The organism is Streptomyces sp. NBC_01723 (assembly GCF_036246005.1).
Classification (GTDB): domain Bacteria; phylum Actinomycetota; class Actinomycetes; order Streptomycetales; family Streptomycetaceae; genus Streptomyces.
Genome location: NZ_CP109171.1, coordinates 6,731,397 through 6,746,739 on the forward strand (window position 1 = coordinate 6,731,397; position 15,343 = coordinate 6,746,739).

Genomic DNA, 15,343 nt, shown 5'->3' on the forward strand with positions numbered 1-15,343 from the left:
AAGACAGCTGATCGGGACCACGGGCGGGAGGTGACAGGACGTATGGGCGACATGGCCGTGGCGGACGCAACCGTCTCCGGGCGAGCGGGGGAGTGGCGGGAGACGAGCGGGCCGCAGCGCCCCGCCCCGTCCGTCCCGCTCCGGCTGGCCGCCGTCTTCCTGCCCGCACCCCTTCCGCGTGACGCCCGGATCGCCTTCTGGGACCCGGAGGCGGGCAGGGACGACACCCTCTCCGGGTACGCCTCGACACCGGACGGCGACCCGGCCGGACCCACGGAGCGCACGGAACTGACGGTCGTCCGCCGGCACGGCACCGGCGTGCGGCGTGCCACGACCCCCGCGCTGTCTTTGCCGCTCGGCGAGGCCCTGCCGCTCCTGGTGCGGGCCCGGCACGACCCGGCCGCCCACCCGGCGACCGCCTGCTGGGGAGCGGCGGCCCTGCACGCCCTGCGACTCACCGCGCGCGGCAGGCTGCTGCCCGGCCTCACCGCCACCGGGCACGACGCCTGGCGCGCCGGACCGCTGGACCCCGAGGACATCGCGCACCTGCGGGCCGTGGCCGCCGCCCTGCCCCCGGAGGGCCACGCGGTGCCGCTGGACGGCCCGGGCCCGATCCGGCTGCCGCAGCCGGAGGCACTGGTCCGCGCCTTCCTGGACGCCGTCGCCGACACCCTGCCCCGCACCCCGGCCGCACCCCACGCCTCGGGCCGCCCCTTCGCCGCACGCGCGGCCCAGAGTCTGCCCGGCGCCCACGACTGGGCCGCCGAGGTCGCCGCCGGAATGGACGCGGGCGTGCGGATCTCGCTCCGCCTGGACCTGTCGGCGTACGACCTCTTCGACAGGGACGTCGCAGCCGAGGGGGGCGGCGACAGCGGCGGGGTGCGCAGCGCGGGGGCCGCGATCGTCCAGGTGCACAGCCTCGCCGACCCCACCCTGGTCGCCGACGCCGCGGATCTGTGGTCGGGGGAGGCCGACGCCGCGTTCGGCCCCCGCGCGCGTGTCGACGCCGCCCTCGGAGTGCGACGCGCGGCGCGGGTCTGGCCGCCTCTCGACCGCCTCACCGAGCAGGACGTGCCCGACGTCCTCGGGCTTTCCGAGGAGGAGGTCACCGACCTGCTGGGCGTGGCGGCGGGTCGGCTCGCGGCCGCCGGGGTGGCCGTGCACTGGCCCCGCGACCTCGCGCAGGACCTCACCGCGACAGCGGTCGTCAGGACCGCGCCGGGCTCGGCGACGGACGGCACGGGATTCTTCGAGAGCGAGGACCTCCTCCAGTTCCGCTGGCAGCTGGCCATCGGAGGCGACCCGCTCACCGAGGCCGAGATGGACACCCTCGCGGAGGCCCACCGCCCGGTCGTCCGGCTCCGTGACCGGTGGGTCCTGGTCGACCCGGCGCTCGTCCGCCGGGCCCGCAAGCGCGACCTGGGCCTGCTCGACCCGGTCGACGCCCTGTCCGTCGCCCTCACCGGCAGCGCGGAGGCCGACGGCGAGACCGTCGACGTGGTGCCCGTCGGCGCGCTGGCCGCCCTGCGCGACCGGCTCACCGCGGGCGTGCACCCCGCCGAACCGCCGCCCGGCCTGCACGCCACCCTCCGCGACTACCAGCTGCGCGGACTCGCCTGGCTCGACCTCATGACCTCCCTCGGCCTCGGCGGCTGCCTCGCCGACGACATGGGCCTCGGCAAGACGGTCACCGTCATCGCCCTGCACCTCAAGAGGGCCCGGACCGAGCCCACCCTGGTGGTCTGCCCGGCCTCACTGCTGGGCAACTGGCAGAGGGAGATCACCCGCTTCGCGCCCGGCGTCCCCGTCCGCCGCTTCCACGGCGCCGACCGCACCCTGGACGACCTGGCCGGCGGCTTCGTGCTCACCACGTACGGCACGATGCGGTCCGCCGCCCCGGCGCTCGCCGAGCGGCCCTGGGGCATGGTCGTCGCGGACGAGGCGCAGCACGTCAAGAACCCGTACTCGGCGACGGCGAAGGCCCTGCGCACCATCCCGTCCCCCGCGCGCGTGGCGCTGACCGGCACACCGGTGGAGAACAACCTCTCCGAGCTGTGGGCCCTGCTCGACTGGACCACCCCCGGACTCCTCGGCCCCCTGAAGTCCTTCCGCGCGCGCCACGCCCGCGCGGTGGAGAACGGCGAGGACGACGAGGCGGTCGCCCGCCTCGCCCGCCTGATCCGCCCCTTCCTGCTCCGCCGCAAGAAGTCCGACCCCGGCATCGTCCCCGAGCTGCCGCCGAAGACCGAGACCGACCACCCCGTCCCCCTCACCCGCGAACAGGCCGCGCTGTACGAGGCGGTGGTGCGCGAGTCGATGCTCGCCATCGAGGAGGCCGAGGGCATCGGCCGCCGCGGTCTCGTCCTCAAGCTCCTGACCTCGCTCAAGCAGATCTGCGACCACCCCGCGCTCTTCCTCAAGGAAGAGCACCCGCCGGGCGCCACAGGTGGGGGCGGCGCCGACCGCATGGCCGCCCGCTCGGGGAAGCTCGCCCTGCTGGACGAGCTGTTGGACACGCTGCTCGCGGAGGACGGATCGGCGCTCGTCTTCACGCAGTACGTCGGCATGGCCCGTCTCATCACCTCCCACCTGGCCGCCCGCGCGGTCCCCGTCGACCTGCTTCACGGCGGCACGCCGGTGCCCGAGCGCGAACGCATGGTGGACCGCTTCCAGAGCGGCGGGACGCCGGTCCTCGTCCTGTCCCTCAAGGCCGCCGGCACCGGCCTGAACCTCACCCGCGCGGGCCACGTCGTGCACTTCGACCGGTGGTGGAACCCGGCCGTCGAGGAGCAGGCCACCGACCGCGCCTACCGCATCGGCCAGACCCAGCCGGTCCAGGTGCACCGCCTCATCACCGAGGGCACGGTCGAGGACCGGATCGCCGAGATGCTCCAGTCCAAGCGCGCCCTGGCCGACGCGATCCTCGGCTCCGGCGAGTCGGCCCTCACCGAGCTGACGGCCCGTGAACTGTCCGACCTGGTGTCCCTGCGGAGGCCGTCATGACCGCCCGTCCCGCCGACGAGGCCCGCCGCGCCCTGCGCGAGGCCCGACTGCGCGGCGAGACGACACCGGACACCCCCACGGACACCGCGTCCGGGACCGGCGCCCACCCGGAGCCCGACACCTCGGTCCGCGAGCCCGCGCGGCAGCATGACCGGGACCAGGGCGGCGACGGGGACGGGGACCGCCCTCCGCGCCCCGGTGACATCGCACGCGCGGCGCTGCGCGGCACCCGGACCGCACGGCACACTCCGGCGCACGACGCCGACGCCGAGCAGCCCGAGGAGACGGCTCCCCAAGCCCCGTCCGGCCCCACGGACGACCCCGACTCGGGCCTCGACTCGGGCCCCGACGCCGGCCCCGTCTCCGAGCCCGATGCAACGCCCCACCCCGCCGCACCGAACCGTCCTGACGTCTCGCCACCCTCTTCCCTCACCACCCCGGACGCGGGCGACACCCGCCCGGCCGACGTGGCACGAGAGGCCCTGCGTGCGGCGCGGCGGCAGGCGCGCGCGGCCGCCGAGAGCAAGGAAGCGTCGAGCACCCGGCGAGGCCCGGCCCCGCCCCGGCACCCACGGCCCACCGCGGGCGACCCGCGCGCCGCCGACGCCCGGGCCCGCGCCCGTGCCGTACGGGACTTCGCCACGGACGCCTTCCGACTGCCGCCGGAGACGGACCGGGAGGACGAGGACGCCCCGCCCCCGGCAGCACCCGAAGGGCCGCACACGCCGGGCGGCCCGGCCGACGAACAGTCCCGGACACCCGCCGTCGCGGCACGGACACCGCACCCCGCCGAGGACTCGCCGCCCGACCGGCAGCCCCGCCCCGCGACCACCTCCTCGCTCCCGCACGGCGACACCACCCCCCGCGAGGCCCACTCCGCCCCGCCCGTCCCCTCCGCGAAGCCCCGCAGCACCCCCCGCTCGATGGCCGCCCCGGACCGCGACGGCGACCTCCGCCGCACCTTCCCCGCGCTCCCGCACCGCGCGCCGGACGAGGGCCTCGCCGCGACCTGGTGGGGGAACGCGTGGGTGAGCGCGCTGGAAGAAGGCGCCCTGGACGCGGCCCGGCTGGCCCGCGGACGCGGCTATGCCGAGCGGGGTCACGTCGACGCCATCACCGTGACGCCCGGCCTGGTCCTCGCCTACGTACAGGGCAGCCGGCCGCGGCCGTACCGGGTGCAGGTGCGGTTGCGGACGCTGGGCGACGACGACTGGCAGCGGTTCCTGGACGCCGCCGTCGAGCGGCCCGGACACATCGCCGCGCTCCTCGACGGGGAGCTGCCCCACTCCCTGGCGGACTGCGGGGCGCCGCTGCTCCCCGGCCCCGGCGACCTCGCGCCCCGGTGCAGTTGCCCCGACTCGGGGCACCCCTGCAAACACGCCGCCGCGCTCTGCTACCAGACGGCGCGGCTGCTCGACACCGACCCCTTCGTCCTGCTCCTGCTCCGCGGCCGGGGCGAACGCGCGCTGCTCGACGCCCTGTCCCGGCTGAACGCGGCCCGTGCCGCGCGTGCCGCCCAGGACCGCGGACCGGCGCCACTGCCCGGCGTACGGGCCAGTGCGGCACTGGACACGCGGCCTCTCCCGCCCCTCCCCGCCCCGCTCCCCACACCCCAGCATCCCGAGCAGCCCCCGGCCTACCCTGCGGCACCCGGCGGACCCGACCCCTTCGCGCTGGACCAGCTGGCCACCGACGCCGCCGCTCGCGCCCACGCCCTGCTCAGTACCGGCCGTGACCCGGTGAGCGGGCTGACGCTGTGGCAGGACGCCGCCCGCCTCGCCGCGGCCCGCCCCGGCTCCGGTCTCACCGCCGGCACCCGGGCGCTCTACGCCTCCCTGGCCGGCGCGGCCGGGCGGGACCAGGCCGACCTGGCGCGCGCCGTGGCGGCCTGGCGACAGGGCGGCGCCGACGGCCTGGACGTACTGGAGGAGGCCTGGGACCCGCCGGCCGGCCGTTTCGACCGCGCCCGCCCCCTGCTGCTCGCCGCCGACCTCCCCGCGTTCCGGCCCTGGCGCAACCGCCTCACCCACCCCGCCGGCCACGTCCAGCTCCGGCTCGGCCGGTCAGGACTCTGGTACGCCTACGAGTCGGAGCCCGGCCGGGAGGACTGGTGGCCACGGGGCACCCCCGACCTCGACCCGGTGGGTGCCCTCACCGGACTGGGCGCGGCCGACGACCTCTGACCGGCCGCCGGGGGCCACCTGCCTGGGGTCACCCCTCGGCGTCACGCACCAGGAGGGCGATCTGCACCCGGTTCTCGACCGCCAGCTTGGCGAACAGACTGCCCGTGTGCGCCTTGACCGTCGCCACGCTGATGTGCAGCCGCCGGGCGATCTCCGGGTTGCCCAGCCCGTCGGCGATGGCCCGGGCGGTGTCGAGTTCCCGTTCGGTCAACGCGGCCAGCTGCTTCCGCGCGGCCTCGCGCGACGAGTCACGGGCGTGCGAGGACTGCGGACCGGTGGCCGCGGCGATCACCCGGGCCGTGGCGGCAGGAGACAGCACGGGATTGCCGTCCGCGACCGCCCGCACCGCGTCGAGGAGCTGCGGCGGCTGGGTGTCCTTGAGGACGAACCCGAGGGCTCCGGTGCGCAGGGCGCCGAGCACCAGATCGTCGGAGTCGAAGGTGGTCAGGATCAGCACCCGCGGCGGCGCCGGCCGGGTGAGCAGCTCCCGGGTCGCGCTGAGACCGTCACGGCCGGGCATGCGCACGTCCATCAGCACGACGTCCGGCCGATGTTCGTCCACCACGGCGATCGCCGTGTCGCCGTCGGCCGCCTCCGCGACGACGGTCAGGTCCGGTTCGCCGTCGATGACGAGCCGCAGCGCCATGCGCACCAGCTGTTCGTCGTCGACGATGACGACCCGCACCGGCTCCCGCTCGTTGTCCACTCATGCTCTCTTTTCGTGCGTGGGGCTCGGCCAGGGCAGTTGTGCGGTGAGGAGGTAGCCGTCGTCCTGTGTGGGGTGGTGGCGCAGCTCTCCACCGGCGAGGTCGACACGCTCGCCGAGGCCGAGCAGGCCGAATCCCGACGCCGGCGGCTTCGCGGCCGTCGTGGTCGACGGGGAATTGCGGACGCTCACCCGGAGGCTGTCGCCCGCCGCTCCTTCCAGGGTGATGCGGATGCGCGCGTCCGGGGCGTGTTTGGCGGCGTTGGTCAGCCCCTCCTGGACGACCCGGTAGCCGGTGCGGCCGACGAGGTCGGGCGGCGTCCCCGTCACGGTGCCGGCGAGCGTGACGTCCAGTCCGGACGCGCGGGCGTCGGCCACCAGGTCGGGGACGCAGTCCAGCGAGGGCTGCGGCGGATCCGGGAGACCGGGGTCGGCCCGGAGCACGCCCAGGACGTCCCGTAGCTCCTCCAGGGCGAGGTGGGACCCCTCGGCGATGCCGCGGACCAGTACGCGGTTCTCCTCGGCCTTGAGATCCCGGCGGTGGTCCAGCACGCCGGCCTGCATGGCCACCAGGGAGATCCGGTGGGCGAGGACGTCGTGCATCTCGCGGGCGATCCGGTTGCGTTCCAGGGCCCGCGCCTGCGCCGCCCGCGCGGACTGCTCCCGCTCCGCGCTCTCCGCCCGCTCCCGCAGGGACCGCACCTCGACGCGCCGGGCCCCGACGGCCATGCCCATCGCCACCGCGATGCCCGCGGTCAGGGCCGGCGACACGAGTTGGAACCAGAACGAGCCGGGCGGGGTCTCGACCGGATAGATCTGGACGGCGAACTGGGTCGCGGTCACGTAGGCCAGCACCACGGCCCCGATCTCCACCGGACGACGACGGGTGGAGATCGAGCCCAGGGCCACCAGCGCCGCGCCGGTGGCCAGCGCCGAGGTGGTCGAGGCGACCGACACCGCCAGTGCGACGGCGAGCGGGAACCGCCGCCGCCACAGGAGCGCCGTCAGGCAGGCGCCGGCCACCAGCGGATCACCGATGAAGAACCAGGAGCCCACTTCGCCCGCCGGCCCATTCGACACCGCCACACCGGTCGTGACCCAGGCCACCAGGCCCAGGGCCGCGGCTGCCGTCAGCCGCCAGGTCTGCTGCCACCACCCGAGCCGTGGCGCGACGTCCATGTTCACCCGCCCATTATCGCGAAGCCGTGCGGCCGGTGACTCGGTCAGAGGACTGAGGCGCCCTAGACCAAAGTCGAATCCCTGCCTCGCCCGTGGTCCAAGACGTTCCCGACCGCGGGGCCGATGTGCGGTCCCCGCCGCGCCAACAGACTCCTTCATGCGCCGGGACAACCGAAGAGCAGCGCGAGCCGAGCGAGCAGAAGGAGTGGCAGGCATGTTCGAGGACGTGCGCCGTCGGCGGGCCGTGCGGCGGGTCAGGCCAGGGGACGGGCGGGCGCTGAAGCGTTTCCGTTGGTGGCAGTTGCCGTTCCGCGCCCTGTTCTACCTCAAGCTGCCGAACGACGACGGCGGCCGGAGCGTCTACGCCGTCGACGTCAGGCACGGGAAGAGCGACGACTCCGGCAGGGTCAGCGCCCAGCTGTACCTCGACGGCAGGCAGCACGCCGAGTCGAAGCTCCCCGCCGCCTTCCCCGTTCCGGGCGGCGTCGTGGAGGTGAGGAGGAGCGAGTTCGGGCTCAAGCGCTGTCACTACGTCACCGATGACGGGGCCGAGTACCAGCTCGTCCCCGACCGCGACTCGGCCGAAGGGCGCCGCGCCCACTTCGACCGCAAGCACCCCGTGGTGAGCCGCGCCGTCGGCTTCCTCTCGGCGGTCGTGCTCCTCGTCGGCCTGTTCCTCGTCCTCACGCAGCTCGCCGAACAGCTCACCCAACCGGAGGAGATCGCCCGGCACGTCGGCGGGACCTTCACCGCTCCCGTCGACCTGCCGGCCTGGGGCAACACCGTGGTCGGCCTCATCACGGTGACGGCCAGTACGGAGCGTGCCCTGCGGCTCCGCTACAGCCGACTCCTCGACGGCGCGGCGGGCTGACGCGCCCCTGCTCCCCCCACCACGCTCCACGAAGCAAAGAGCAAGGAGTACTGCATGCGAAGGCTTTTCGTCGGGGTCCTCGCCACCGTCATGGTGGCGCTGCTCACCTGGCAGGGCGCTTCCGCGCAGACGGCACCGAGCGCGACGGCGCCTCCTGACGGGATCAGCTGGGGCGAGTGTCCCGGCACCCCACTGCCGAGACTGCAGTGCGGCACACTCAAGGTGCCGCTGGACTACCGGAACCCCGACGGCAGGAAGATCGACGTCGCGATCTGACGCCTGGCGAGCACGAACTCCGAGAAGCGCCGAGGCGTGCTGTTCACGAACGCCGGCGGACCGGGCGCGCCCGGCCCGAGCTACCCGCTGGTGCTGAAGTACTACGGCGTGCCGCAGAGCGTGCTCTACCTCGAGAACCGCTGCCTCAACGACGCGACGACCGCGTTCCTGGTCACCGGGGAGCGCCCGCGCACCGACCGGGCCTGCGCGGCCGAACCGAGCGCGAGCGGCGCCGGTCGGCCCGATGCCCCCTGAAGCGGAAGCACCGGAGCCGGAACCCGTTGCGGCTACGCGACCTCAGTCGTCGTACGACAAGCCGTGTCCCATGCGGAAGAGGACCCTGGCCGGATCGTCGGCCCGCTGGATGGGCACGGGCAGCTTGCCCCGCGGCTCGACCCGGCCGGCGATCACCCGGGCCGCGGCGCGCAGTTCGACCTCGGTCCAGCAGTAGGAGACCAGTGAGGCCGGGACTCCGCCGAGGTGGGCGATGTCGTAGGGGTTGCGCACCGCGAGGTGGACGACGGGGACGCCGGTCGCGAGCAGCCGGGACACCAGGATGCGCTGGGCGCTGGTGGCACCGACGTTGTCGGTGGTGACCACCACCGCGTCCCGTCCCCGCGCGGCGGCCACGGCCTCGTCGATCTTCGCCGCGTCGGGTGTCCGGCCGGTGGCGAGGTGGGTGGTGCGGTAGCCCAGTTCGTCGAACGCCTTGGCCAGCTCGGGCACCGTGGTGCGGTTGGCGTCGGTCGGGAAGGCCGGGCTGGCGCCGACCACGAGCAGCTTCCGCTGCCTGCGGCGCAGCGGGAGCGCGTCGTCCTCGTTGACCAGCAGGGTGGTGGTGCGCTCGGCGATACGGGCGGCGGCGCGCAGGTGACCCCGGGCCCCGACGACCCGGTCGACCTCCCTCCGCGACACGTAGGGGCTGCCGCCGAGCAGGCCGGCCTTGTCCTTGACCCGCAGGACGCGCAGGACCGATTCGTCGAGGCGGTCCTCGGTGATCTCCCCTTCCCGGACGGCGGCCAGGACACCGTTGTAGGCGACGTCCATGTTCGGCGGGAAGAGCAGTTGGTCGACGCCGGCCTTGAGGGCGAGGACCGGCACGCGGTCGTCGCCGTACTTGGTGCGTACGCCCTGCATGTTGAGGGCGTCGGTGACGATCACACCGTCGAAGCCGAGTTCGTCGCGCAGCACGCCCTGGAGGATGGCGGGCGACAGGGTGGCGGGCTCGTTGCTGGGGTCGAGCGCCGGGACCTGGAGATGCGCGGTCATGATCGAGTCGACGCCGGCGGCGATCGCGGCCCGGAAGGGCGGGGCGTCGACGCGCTCCCACTCCTCGCGGGTGTGGGTGATCACGGGCAGTCCGGTGTGGCTGTCCTCGCCGGTGTCCCCGTGGCCCGGGAAGTGCTTGGCGCAGGCCACGACACCGGCCCGCTGATAACCCGTCACCTGGGCGTCCACCATGCGACCGACCGCGTGGGCGTCGGCACCGAAGGAGCGGACGTTGATGATGGGGTTGGCCGGATTGACGTTGACGTCGGCGACCGGCGCGAAGTTCTGATGGATGCCGAGGGCGGCGAGTTCGGTGCCCGATATCCAGCCGGCGGTGCGCGCGTCGGAGAGCGAGCGACCCGCGCCGAGCGCCATCGCCCCCGGCAGCTGGGTGGCGCCGCTGCCGATGCGGACGTTGACGCCGTGCTCCTGGTCGATGGAGATCAGGGAGGGGATGGGGGTGGGCAGCGCGAGCGAGGCCCGCTGCACACCATTGCTGAGGTCCGCGATCTGGCGGGGGTCCTGGATGTTGTTCGCCCAGCCGGAGAAGTAGATGACCCCGCCGACGTGGTACTTGGCGATGAGCTCGGCCACGGTGCGGACGCCGAGTTCCTTGAGGTTGCGGTCCTGGTCGAGCGGGCTGGGGGAAGTCGCCGACGTGCCGTAGAAGTACGGCACGAACAGCTGCCCGATCTTCGCCTCGACGCTCATCCTGGAGATGATCTTCTTGAGGCGCCGGTCACGCGAGTGGGCGACCGCCGGGGTGGCTGCCACACCCGAGACGGCCGTCGCGCCCGCGGCGACCACGGTCGCGGAGGCGAGCACGGTTCGTCGGGAAAGACTCCGGTCCTGCATGCGGATTTGCTCCTTCCACCCTTGCCCATCAAGGGACTTGACGGATTCTTGAAGGACTCCGAGCAGCGGGAAAGGTAGCCCGCGGATTACGGGCGGGGCAATAGGTCTAGACAAAATAGGTCCAGACGAATGTGGGCTCCGTGCCCGTCAGGAGGCCGGGTGGCGGCCCACACTTGGTGGTGACCGATGAGTTCTGACGTCGGCGGGAGTCCGATGCACGACACCCGACACCTGGAGGCCCGCGCCATGACCGAACCGCACATTCCGGAGACCCGGCGGGACCTGGAGCGGGCGATCCACGTCGAGCGCTCCGCGCTCGCCCAAGACCTGGCCGGGCTCAGTGCGGCGCAGTGGGCGGCCTCGTCGCTGTGTGGGCGCTGGACGGTGGAGGAGGTCGTGGCCCACCTGACCGCGGGTGCCCGCGTGGGACGGTGGCGTTGGCTGCTGAGCATGCTGGCCGCGCGGTTCGACGCCGACCTGCACAACGACCGACGACTCGCTGAGCACCGTGGTGCTACACCTGAGGCGACCTTGCAACGGTTTCGCGATGCCGTCGCCGGGCCCGCCGGGCCCACGGGACACACGGCGGCTTGGCTGGGCGAAATCGTCGTGCACGGCGAGGACGTCCGTCGGCCGCTGGGCCTGGTGCGGACACCACCGGTGGCCACGACCACCGCCGTGGCCCGCTTCTTCGCCGCCCGCGACTTCACCGTTTCGAGCCGCAGTGCCATCGCCGGCTTGCGGGTCGAGGCCACGGACGGCCCGTTCGCCACCGGCTCGGGGGATCTGCTCCGGGGGCCGACGCTGTCTCTGGTGATGGGGATGGCGGGCCGCGCGGCGGCGTACGAGGACCTCGAGGGGGACGGTGTGGCGGTCTTGCGCACCCGGCTGGGCTCAGGCCGAAGAACAAACTGAGCAGCGCGATGCCGGTTGAGCCGGAACAGGTCTTCAGGCGCATGTGCACACGATCTTGCCGATCGTGGTCGCGGATCAGCACTTCGCCCGGCCCAGGCCCGGGTACGGGCACGTCGTTCAGTACCCACTCCGGTCCCCGCCGAGCAGGAGGGCTTTCATCGTGTCCGCCATGTCGGTCCTCCGTCGCTGAGGACAGGGCCGCCTCTGTGGCAGCGGCGTCAAGGCGTGACGGCGGGCCGGCCGCGGCGTGGGGCGTGGCGGCCGGCCCGGGTGCGGTCCTACTTGCCGCTGTAGACGGGGAAGGCGGCGTGCTCGCCGTAGTCGCGCTCGTCGAGGGTGCGCAGGGTGGCCATGTCTTCCTCGGAGATCTCGAAGTCGACGTCGGCGTTGGAGCGCATGTGGTCGGGGTTCGCGGTCTTCGGCAGCGGCTGGGTGCCCAGTTGCAGGGTGTAGCGGATGCAGAGCTGGGGGACGCTCACCTCGTACTTCTCGGCGATCGCCTTGATCTGGCGGCTGTCGAGGAGCGTGCCGTGGGCGATCGGCGAGTACGCCTGCACGAGGATGCTGCGCTCCTCGCAGAAGGCCAGCAGCTCGGCCGGGGTGTTCCCGGCGTGCAGGAGCACCTGGTTCACGTGCGGTGCCACAGTCCCGTGGGCGAAAATGTTCTCCAGGTCGGACTGGAGAAAGTTCGACACACCGATGGCGCGGATCCTGCCCGCCTTGTGGGCGTCCTCCAGTGCGCGCCACGTCGTCCCACGGCTGGGGGGCGTGGATCAGCCCTCAACTTCTACACCCCCGAACCGGACTCCCCGGAGCGAGAGGCACTGGACCTGCTCGCCGGCTGGACGACCACCGGCACGGTCGTCCCCGCCGGGAACGACTGACCCCCCACACGAGGAGGCCAGAACGGCTGGGATGCCGTCCCCGCCACAGCAGGATCGAAGTCCACGAGAACCAGCCGGTCCCGCTCCGACCACGACTCGAAACCGACGTGCTGTTCCGTCGTCGCCCCGTACCACCCGGGGAAACGACGCCCACCCCACGAGCACCGAAACGGCCGGACCGGCGCGTCGTACGGGCCGCGCACAACCGATCATGCGGAGTAGATTGCGGGGCATGTTGCGAGAGGTACGCCACGGAGAACTGCTCGCCGTCCTCGGTGAGGAGGGCGTACTGCCCCTCCGGGAGATCGCCCGACGGCTCGGCGTCAGCCAGGCCACTGCCCGCCGTGACCTCACCGAGCTGGGCGAGGCGGGCCGGCTCACCCGTGTCCACGGAGGGGCGGTGACCGCCCGCGCCGACGACGAGCCGGCCTTCGAGGACGTGGCGGTGGACGAGTTGTCGGCCAAGGCCGCCCTGCTCACCAACGTCACATCGGACCCGGCCACCCTCGCGGCGTTCCGCGAGGCCGGGACGGAGGTAATCACCGTATGAGGCTCACTCTGCTCGGCGGCGGCGGGTTCCGCGTACCGCTCGTCCACCGCGCCCTGGTCACGGACGACGGCGAGGCGACCGGCCGGTGCACCGAACTGCTGCTGTACGACACCGAGCGGGCGAGGCTCGACGCCATCTCCTCGGTCCTCGCCGAGCAGGCGGCCGCGCTCGCCGGGAACGACCGGCCGGCTCCGCCCGTCGTCCGGACCACCACCGACCTCGACGACGCGCTGCGCGGCGCGGACTTCGTCTTCTCCGCGATCCGTGTCGGTGGCCTGGACGGCCGTGCCCGGGACGAGCGTGCGGCACTCGGCGAGGGGATCCTCGGGCAGGAGACGGTCGGCGCGGGCGGCGTCCTGTACGGACTGCGCACGGTGCCGGAGGCGGTGCGGATCGCCGAGCGGGTCGCGGCCGTCGCGCCGGACGCCTGGGTCATCAACTTCACCAACCCGGCGGGCATGGTCACCGAGGCCATGCAGCGCGTTCTCGGGGACCGCGTCATCGGCATCTGCGACTCGCCGGTCGGACTGTGCCGGCGGGCCGCGCGAGCGCTGGGCGCGGATCCGGACCGCGTGGGCTACGACTACGTGGGGCTCAACCACCTCGGCTGGCTGCGGCGGGTCACCGTGGACGGCCGCGACCGGCTGCCGGAGCTGCTGGCGGACGCCACCGCGCTGGAGTCCTTCGAGGAGGGCAGGCTCTTCGGCGCCGACTGGCTGCGCACGCTCGGCGCGCTGCCCAACGAGTACCTGCACTACTACTACTTCAACCGGGAGGCGGTCGCGGCGCTGCGGCAGGCCCCCGCGACCCGCGGGGAGTACCTGCGCGAGCAGCAGGCCGCCTTCTACGCGGAAGCGGCAGCCCGGCCCGAGCACGCCTTCGCCGCGTGGGAGCGCACGCGCCAGGAACGCGAGGCGACGTACATGGCCGAGAGCCGGGAGAGCACGGGTGGCTGGCAGCGCGCCGCGTCCGATCTCGAGGGCGGCGGCTACGACCGGGTCGCGCTGGCGCTGATGCGCGCGATCGCCCGCAACGAGCGGACGACGCTGATCCTCAACGTCCGCAACCGCACGGCCGTCCCGGGCCTGGACGCGGACGCGGTCGTCGAGGTGCCCTGCCTGGTCGACGCCACCGGCGCGACCCCCCTGGCCACGGGGCCGGTGGCGCCGGACCAGCTCGGCCTGATGCTCAGCGTGAAGGCGGTGGACCGCGCGGCGATCGAGGCGGCGGCCAGCGGCTCGCGGTCCGCGGCGCTGCGGGCCCTGGCGCTGCACCCGCTGGTGGACTCGGTGAACACGGCGGAGCGCGTCCTCGCGGGCCGGCTTCCGTCGAACCTGTCCCACCGGGGCTGACGAAGCCGACGGGGCACGTTCACCGCCGGCCTGAACGCCGGCCGTCGAGGACAGTCACCTCGGTAGAATGTGCCGCTACCGCTGGAAGCGGTACGTAAGGGAAGCGGGACACGTGGACAGACTCACCTCCGTGGAGCGGGCGCTGCGCGCGGCGACGCCGAATGCGCTGCTCGACGTCGTGACAGCCGCCCTCATGGAGCAATATGGCGCCGGACGCGTCGAACTGCGCATGGCCGACTACGGAATGCGCTCGCTCCAGGCGGTCGAGACAGTGCCGTTCACCACGGAGCCGGTCAAGATCCACGACAGCCCGCAGGGCAGGGCGTTCGGGTCGCAGGAACCTTTCGTTCTCGCCGATCCCGACGCACACGCGGTGACCGTTCACCTCCCGGTCACGATCCGCGGCGACCGCCTGGGAGTTCTGTCCGTCACCCTGCCGGAGGACCGCCACTCTCCGGAGCTGATTCCGGAGATGCAGCACCTCTGCGACGTTCTCGGCCATGAGATCCTCGTCGCGGAGCGTGACACCGACCTCTATCTGCTCGCTCGGCGTGCCGCGCGCCTGACCCTGGCGGCGGAGATGCAGTGGCAGCTGCTGCCCGGCCGTGCCTGCTCGCGCCCCGAGTTCTCCCTCGGCGGCCATCTGGAGCCCGCGTACGCGATCTTCGGGGACAACTTCGACTGGTCCGCGTCCGCCGACCATCTCACGCTCACCGTCACCAATGGCATGGGCGAGGGCATCGAGGCAGCCCTGCTCACCAACCTCGCCGTCAACGCCATGCGCAACGCCCGGCGTGCCGGGCTGGGCCTGGCCGACCAGGCGGCACTCGCCGACCAGGCGGTGTATGCGCAGTACCGCGGTTCTGCGCACGTGGCGGTCGTTCTGCTGCGCTTCGACCTCGCGACCGGCGAGGTCGAGGCCGTGGACGCCGGATCACCCCGCATCTGGCGGATGCGGGACAAGGAGGTCGACTCCCTGCCGCTGGAGGAGCAGTTGCCTCTCGGTATGTTCGAGGACACCCACTACACCTCCGAGTACTTCCAGGTGCTTCCTGGCGACCGCCTGCTGATCGGCAGCGACGGCGTCTACGACTCCGTCTCCCCCGCAGCGGAGAAGTACGGGGAACGAGCGCTCGCCCGGTCACTGACCGCCGCCCGGCTGCTGCCGCCGCAGCAGGTGCCTGGAGCCGTGCTGCGTGAGCTGGCCACGTACCGTGGCAACACGCCCTTGGACGACGACGCTCTGGTCGTCTGCCTCGACTGGTACGGGCGGGACTGACGAAGGGAGGGCCGCCGCGGA

At 73.5% G+C, this 15,343-nt stretch carries 12 protein-coding genes and 1 pseudogene; 9 read left to right on the forward strand and 4 right to left on the reverse strand.

All coding sequences use genetic code 11. From position 1 onward, the window contains the following. Positions 1-42 precede the first annotated feature (42 nt). Together OIE75_RS31645 and OIE75_RS31650 are read left to right on the forward strand one after the other, a co-directional pair. Positions 43-3,003: a DEAD/DEAH box helicase gene (locus OIE75_RS31645; RefSeq protein WP_329472978.1), complete on the forward strand. Its 2,961-nt coding sequence runs from the start codon at positions 43-45 to the stop codon at positions 3,001-3,003. Beyond that, positions 3,000-5,186: an SWIM zinc finger family protein gene (locus tag OIE75_RS31650; RefSeq protein WP_329472979.1), complete on the forward strand. Its 2,187-nt coding sequence runs from the start codon at positions 3,000-3,002 to the stop codon at positions 5,184-5,186. Before OIE75_RS31645 ends, OIE75_RS31650 begins: the two co-directional genes overlap by 4 nt. A gap of 28 nt (positions 5,187-5,214) precedes the next feature. On the opposite strand, the gene OIE75_RS31655 is transcribed toward OIE75_RS31650, so the two are convergent. Together OIE75_RS31655 and OIE75_RS31660 are read right to left on the reverse strand one after the other, a co-directional pair. Then, entirely contained in the window at positions 5,215-5,892 is a 678-nt protein-coding gene (locus OIE75_RS31655) for a response regulator (protein ID WP_307015913.1), read from the reverse strand. Next, on the reverse strand, positions 5,893-7,077 hold the full coding sequence (locus tag OIE75_RS31660; protein WP_307015914.1) for a sensor histidine kinase: 1,185 nt from the start codon (positions 7,075-7,077) through the stop codon (positions 5,893-5,895). Positions 7,078-7,285: 208 nt separating this feature from the next. Here OIE75_RS31660 and OIE75_RS31665 point away from each other — a divergent pair, with 208 nt between their 5' ends. From OIE75_RS31665 to OIE75_RS31675, 3 genes are read left to right on the forward strand one after another with little or no spacing between them, the layout of a single operon-like run. After that, positions 7,286-7,942: a hypothetical protein gene (locus OIE75_RS31665; protein ID WP_307015915.1), complete on the forward strand. Its 657-nt coding sequence runs from the start codon at positions 7,286-7,288 to the stop codon at positions 7,940-7,942. Between the two features lie 54 nt (positions 7,943-7,996). Next, positions 7,997-8,218: a hypothetical protein gene (locus OIE75_RS31670; RefSeq protein ID WP_329472980.1), complete on the forward strand. Its 222-nt coding sequence runs from the start codon at positions 7,997-7,999 to the stop codon at positions 8,216-8,218. Positions 8,219-8,254: 36 nt separating this feature from the next. Beyond that, positions 8,255-8,473, forward strand: a complete 219-nt coding sequence (locus tag OIE75_RS31675) for a hypothetical protein (RefSeq protein ID WP_329472981.1) — start codon at positions 8,255-8,257, stop codon at positions 8,471-8,473. Positions 8,474-8,515: 42 nt separating this feature from the next. Here the strand turns inward: OIE75_RS31675 and OIE75_RS31680 are convergent, their stop codons facing one another. Further along, complete coding sequence (locus tag OIE75_RS31680; RefSeq protein WP_329472982.1) at positions 8,516-10,342, reverse strand: glycoside hydrolase family 3 protein; 1,827 nt, start codon at positions 10,340-10,342, stop codon at positions 8,516-8,518. A 213-nt stretch (positions 10,343-10,555) separates the two neighbouring features. Here OIE75_RS31680 and OIE75_RS31685 point away from each other — a divergent pair, with 213 nt between their 5' ends. Beyond that, positions 10,556-11,257, forward strand: a complete 702-nt coding sequence (locus OIE75_RS31685; protein WP_329472983.1) for a maleylpyruvate isomerase family mycothiol-dependent enzyme — start codon at positions 10,556-10,558, stop codon at positions 11,255-11,257. Between the two features lie 278 nt (positions 11,258-11,535). On the opposite strand, the pseudogene OIE75_RS31690 reads toward OIE75_RS31685, so the two are convergent. After that, a pseudogene (locus OIE75_RS31690) lies at positions 11,536-12,034 on the reverse strand (aldo/keto reductase); the annotation flags it as partial. Positions 12,035-12,373: 339 nt separating this feature from the next. Between OIE75_RS31690 and OIE75_RS31700 the strand changes: the two are divergent. The 3 genes from OIE75_RS31700 to OIE75_RS31710 all read left to right on the forward strand — a co-directional run bounded on the left by OIE75_RS31700 (position 12,374) and on the right by OIE75_RS31710 (position 15,322). Then, on the forward strand, positions 12,374-12,691 hold the full coding sequence (locus OIE75_RS31700) for a DeoR family transcriptional regulator (RefSeq protein WP_329472984.1): 318 nt from the start codon (positions 12,374-12,376) through the stop codon (positions 12,689-12,691). Continuing rightward, positions 12,688-14,043, forward strand: a complete 1,356-nt coding sequence (locus OIE75_RS31705; RefSeq protein ID WP_329472985.1) for a 6-phospho-beta-glucosidase — start codon at positions 12,688-12,690, stop codon at positions 14,041-14,043. Before OIE75_RS31700 ends, OIE75_RS31705 begins: the two co-directional genes overlap by 4 nt. A gap of 112 nt (positions 14,044-14,155) precedes the next feature. After that, on the forward strand, positions 14,156-15,322 hold the full coding sequence (locus OIE75_RS31710) for a PP2C family protein-serine/threonine phosphatase (protein WP_329472986.1): 1,167 nt from the start codon (positions 14,156-14,158) through the stop codon (positions 15,320-15,322). The last annotated feature ends 21 nt before the right edge of the window (positions 15,323-15,343 follow it).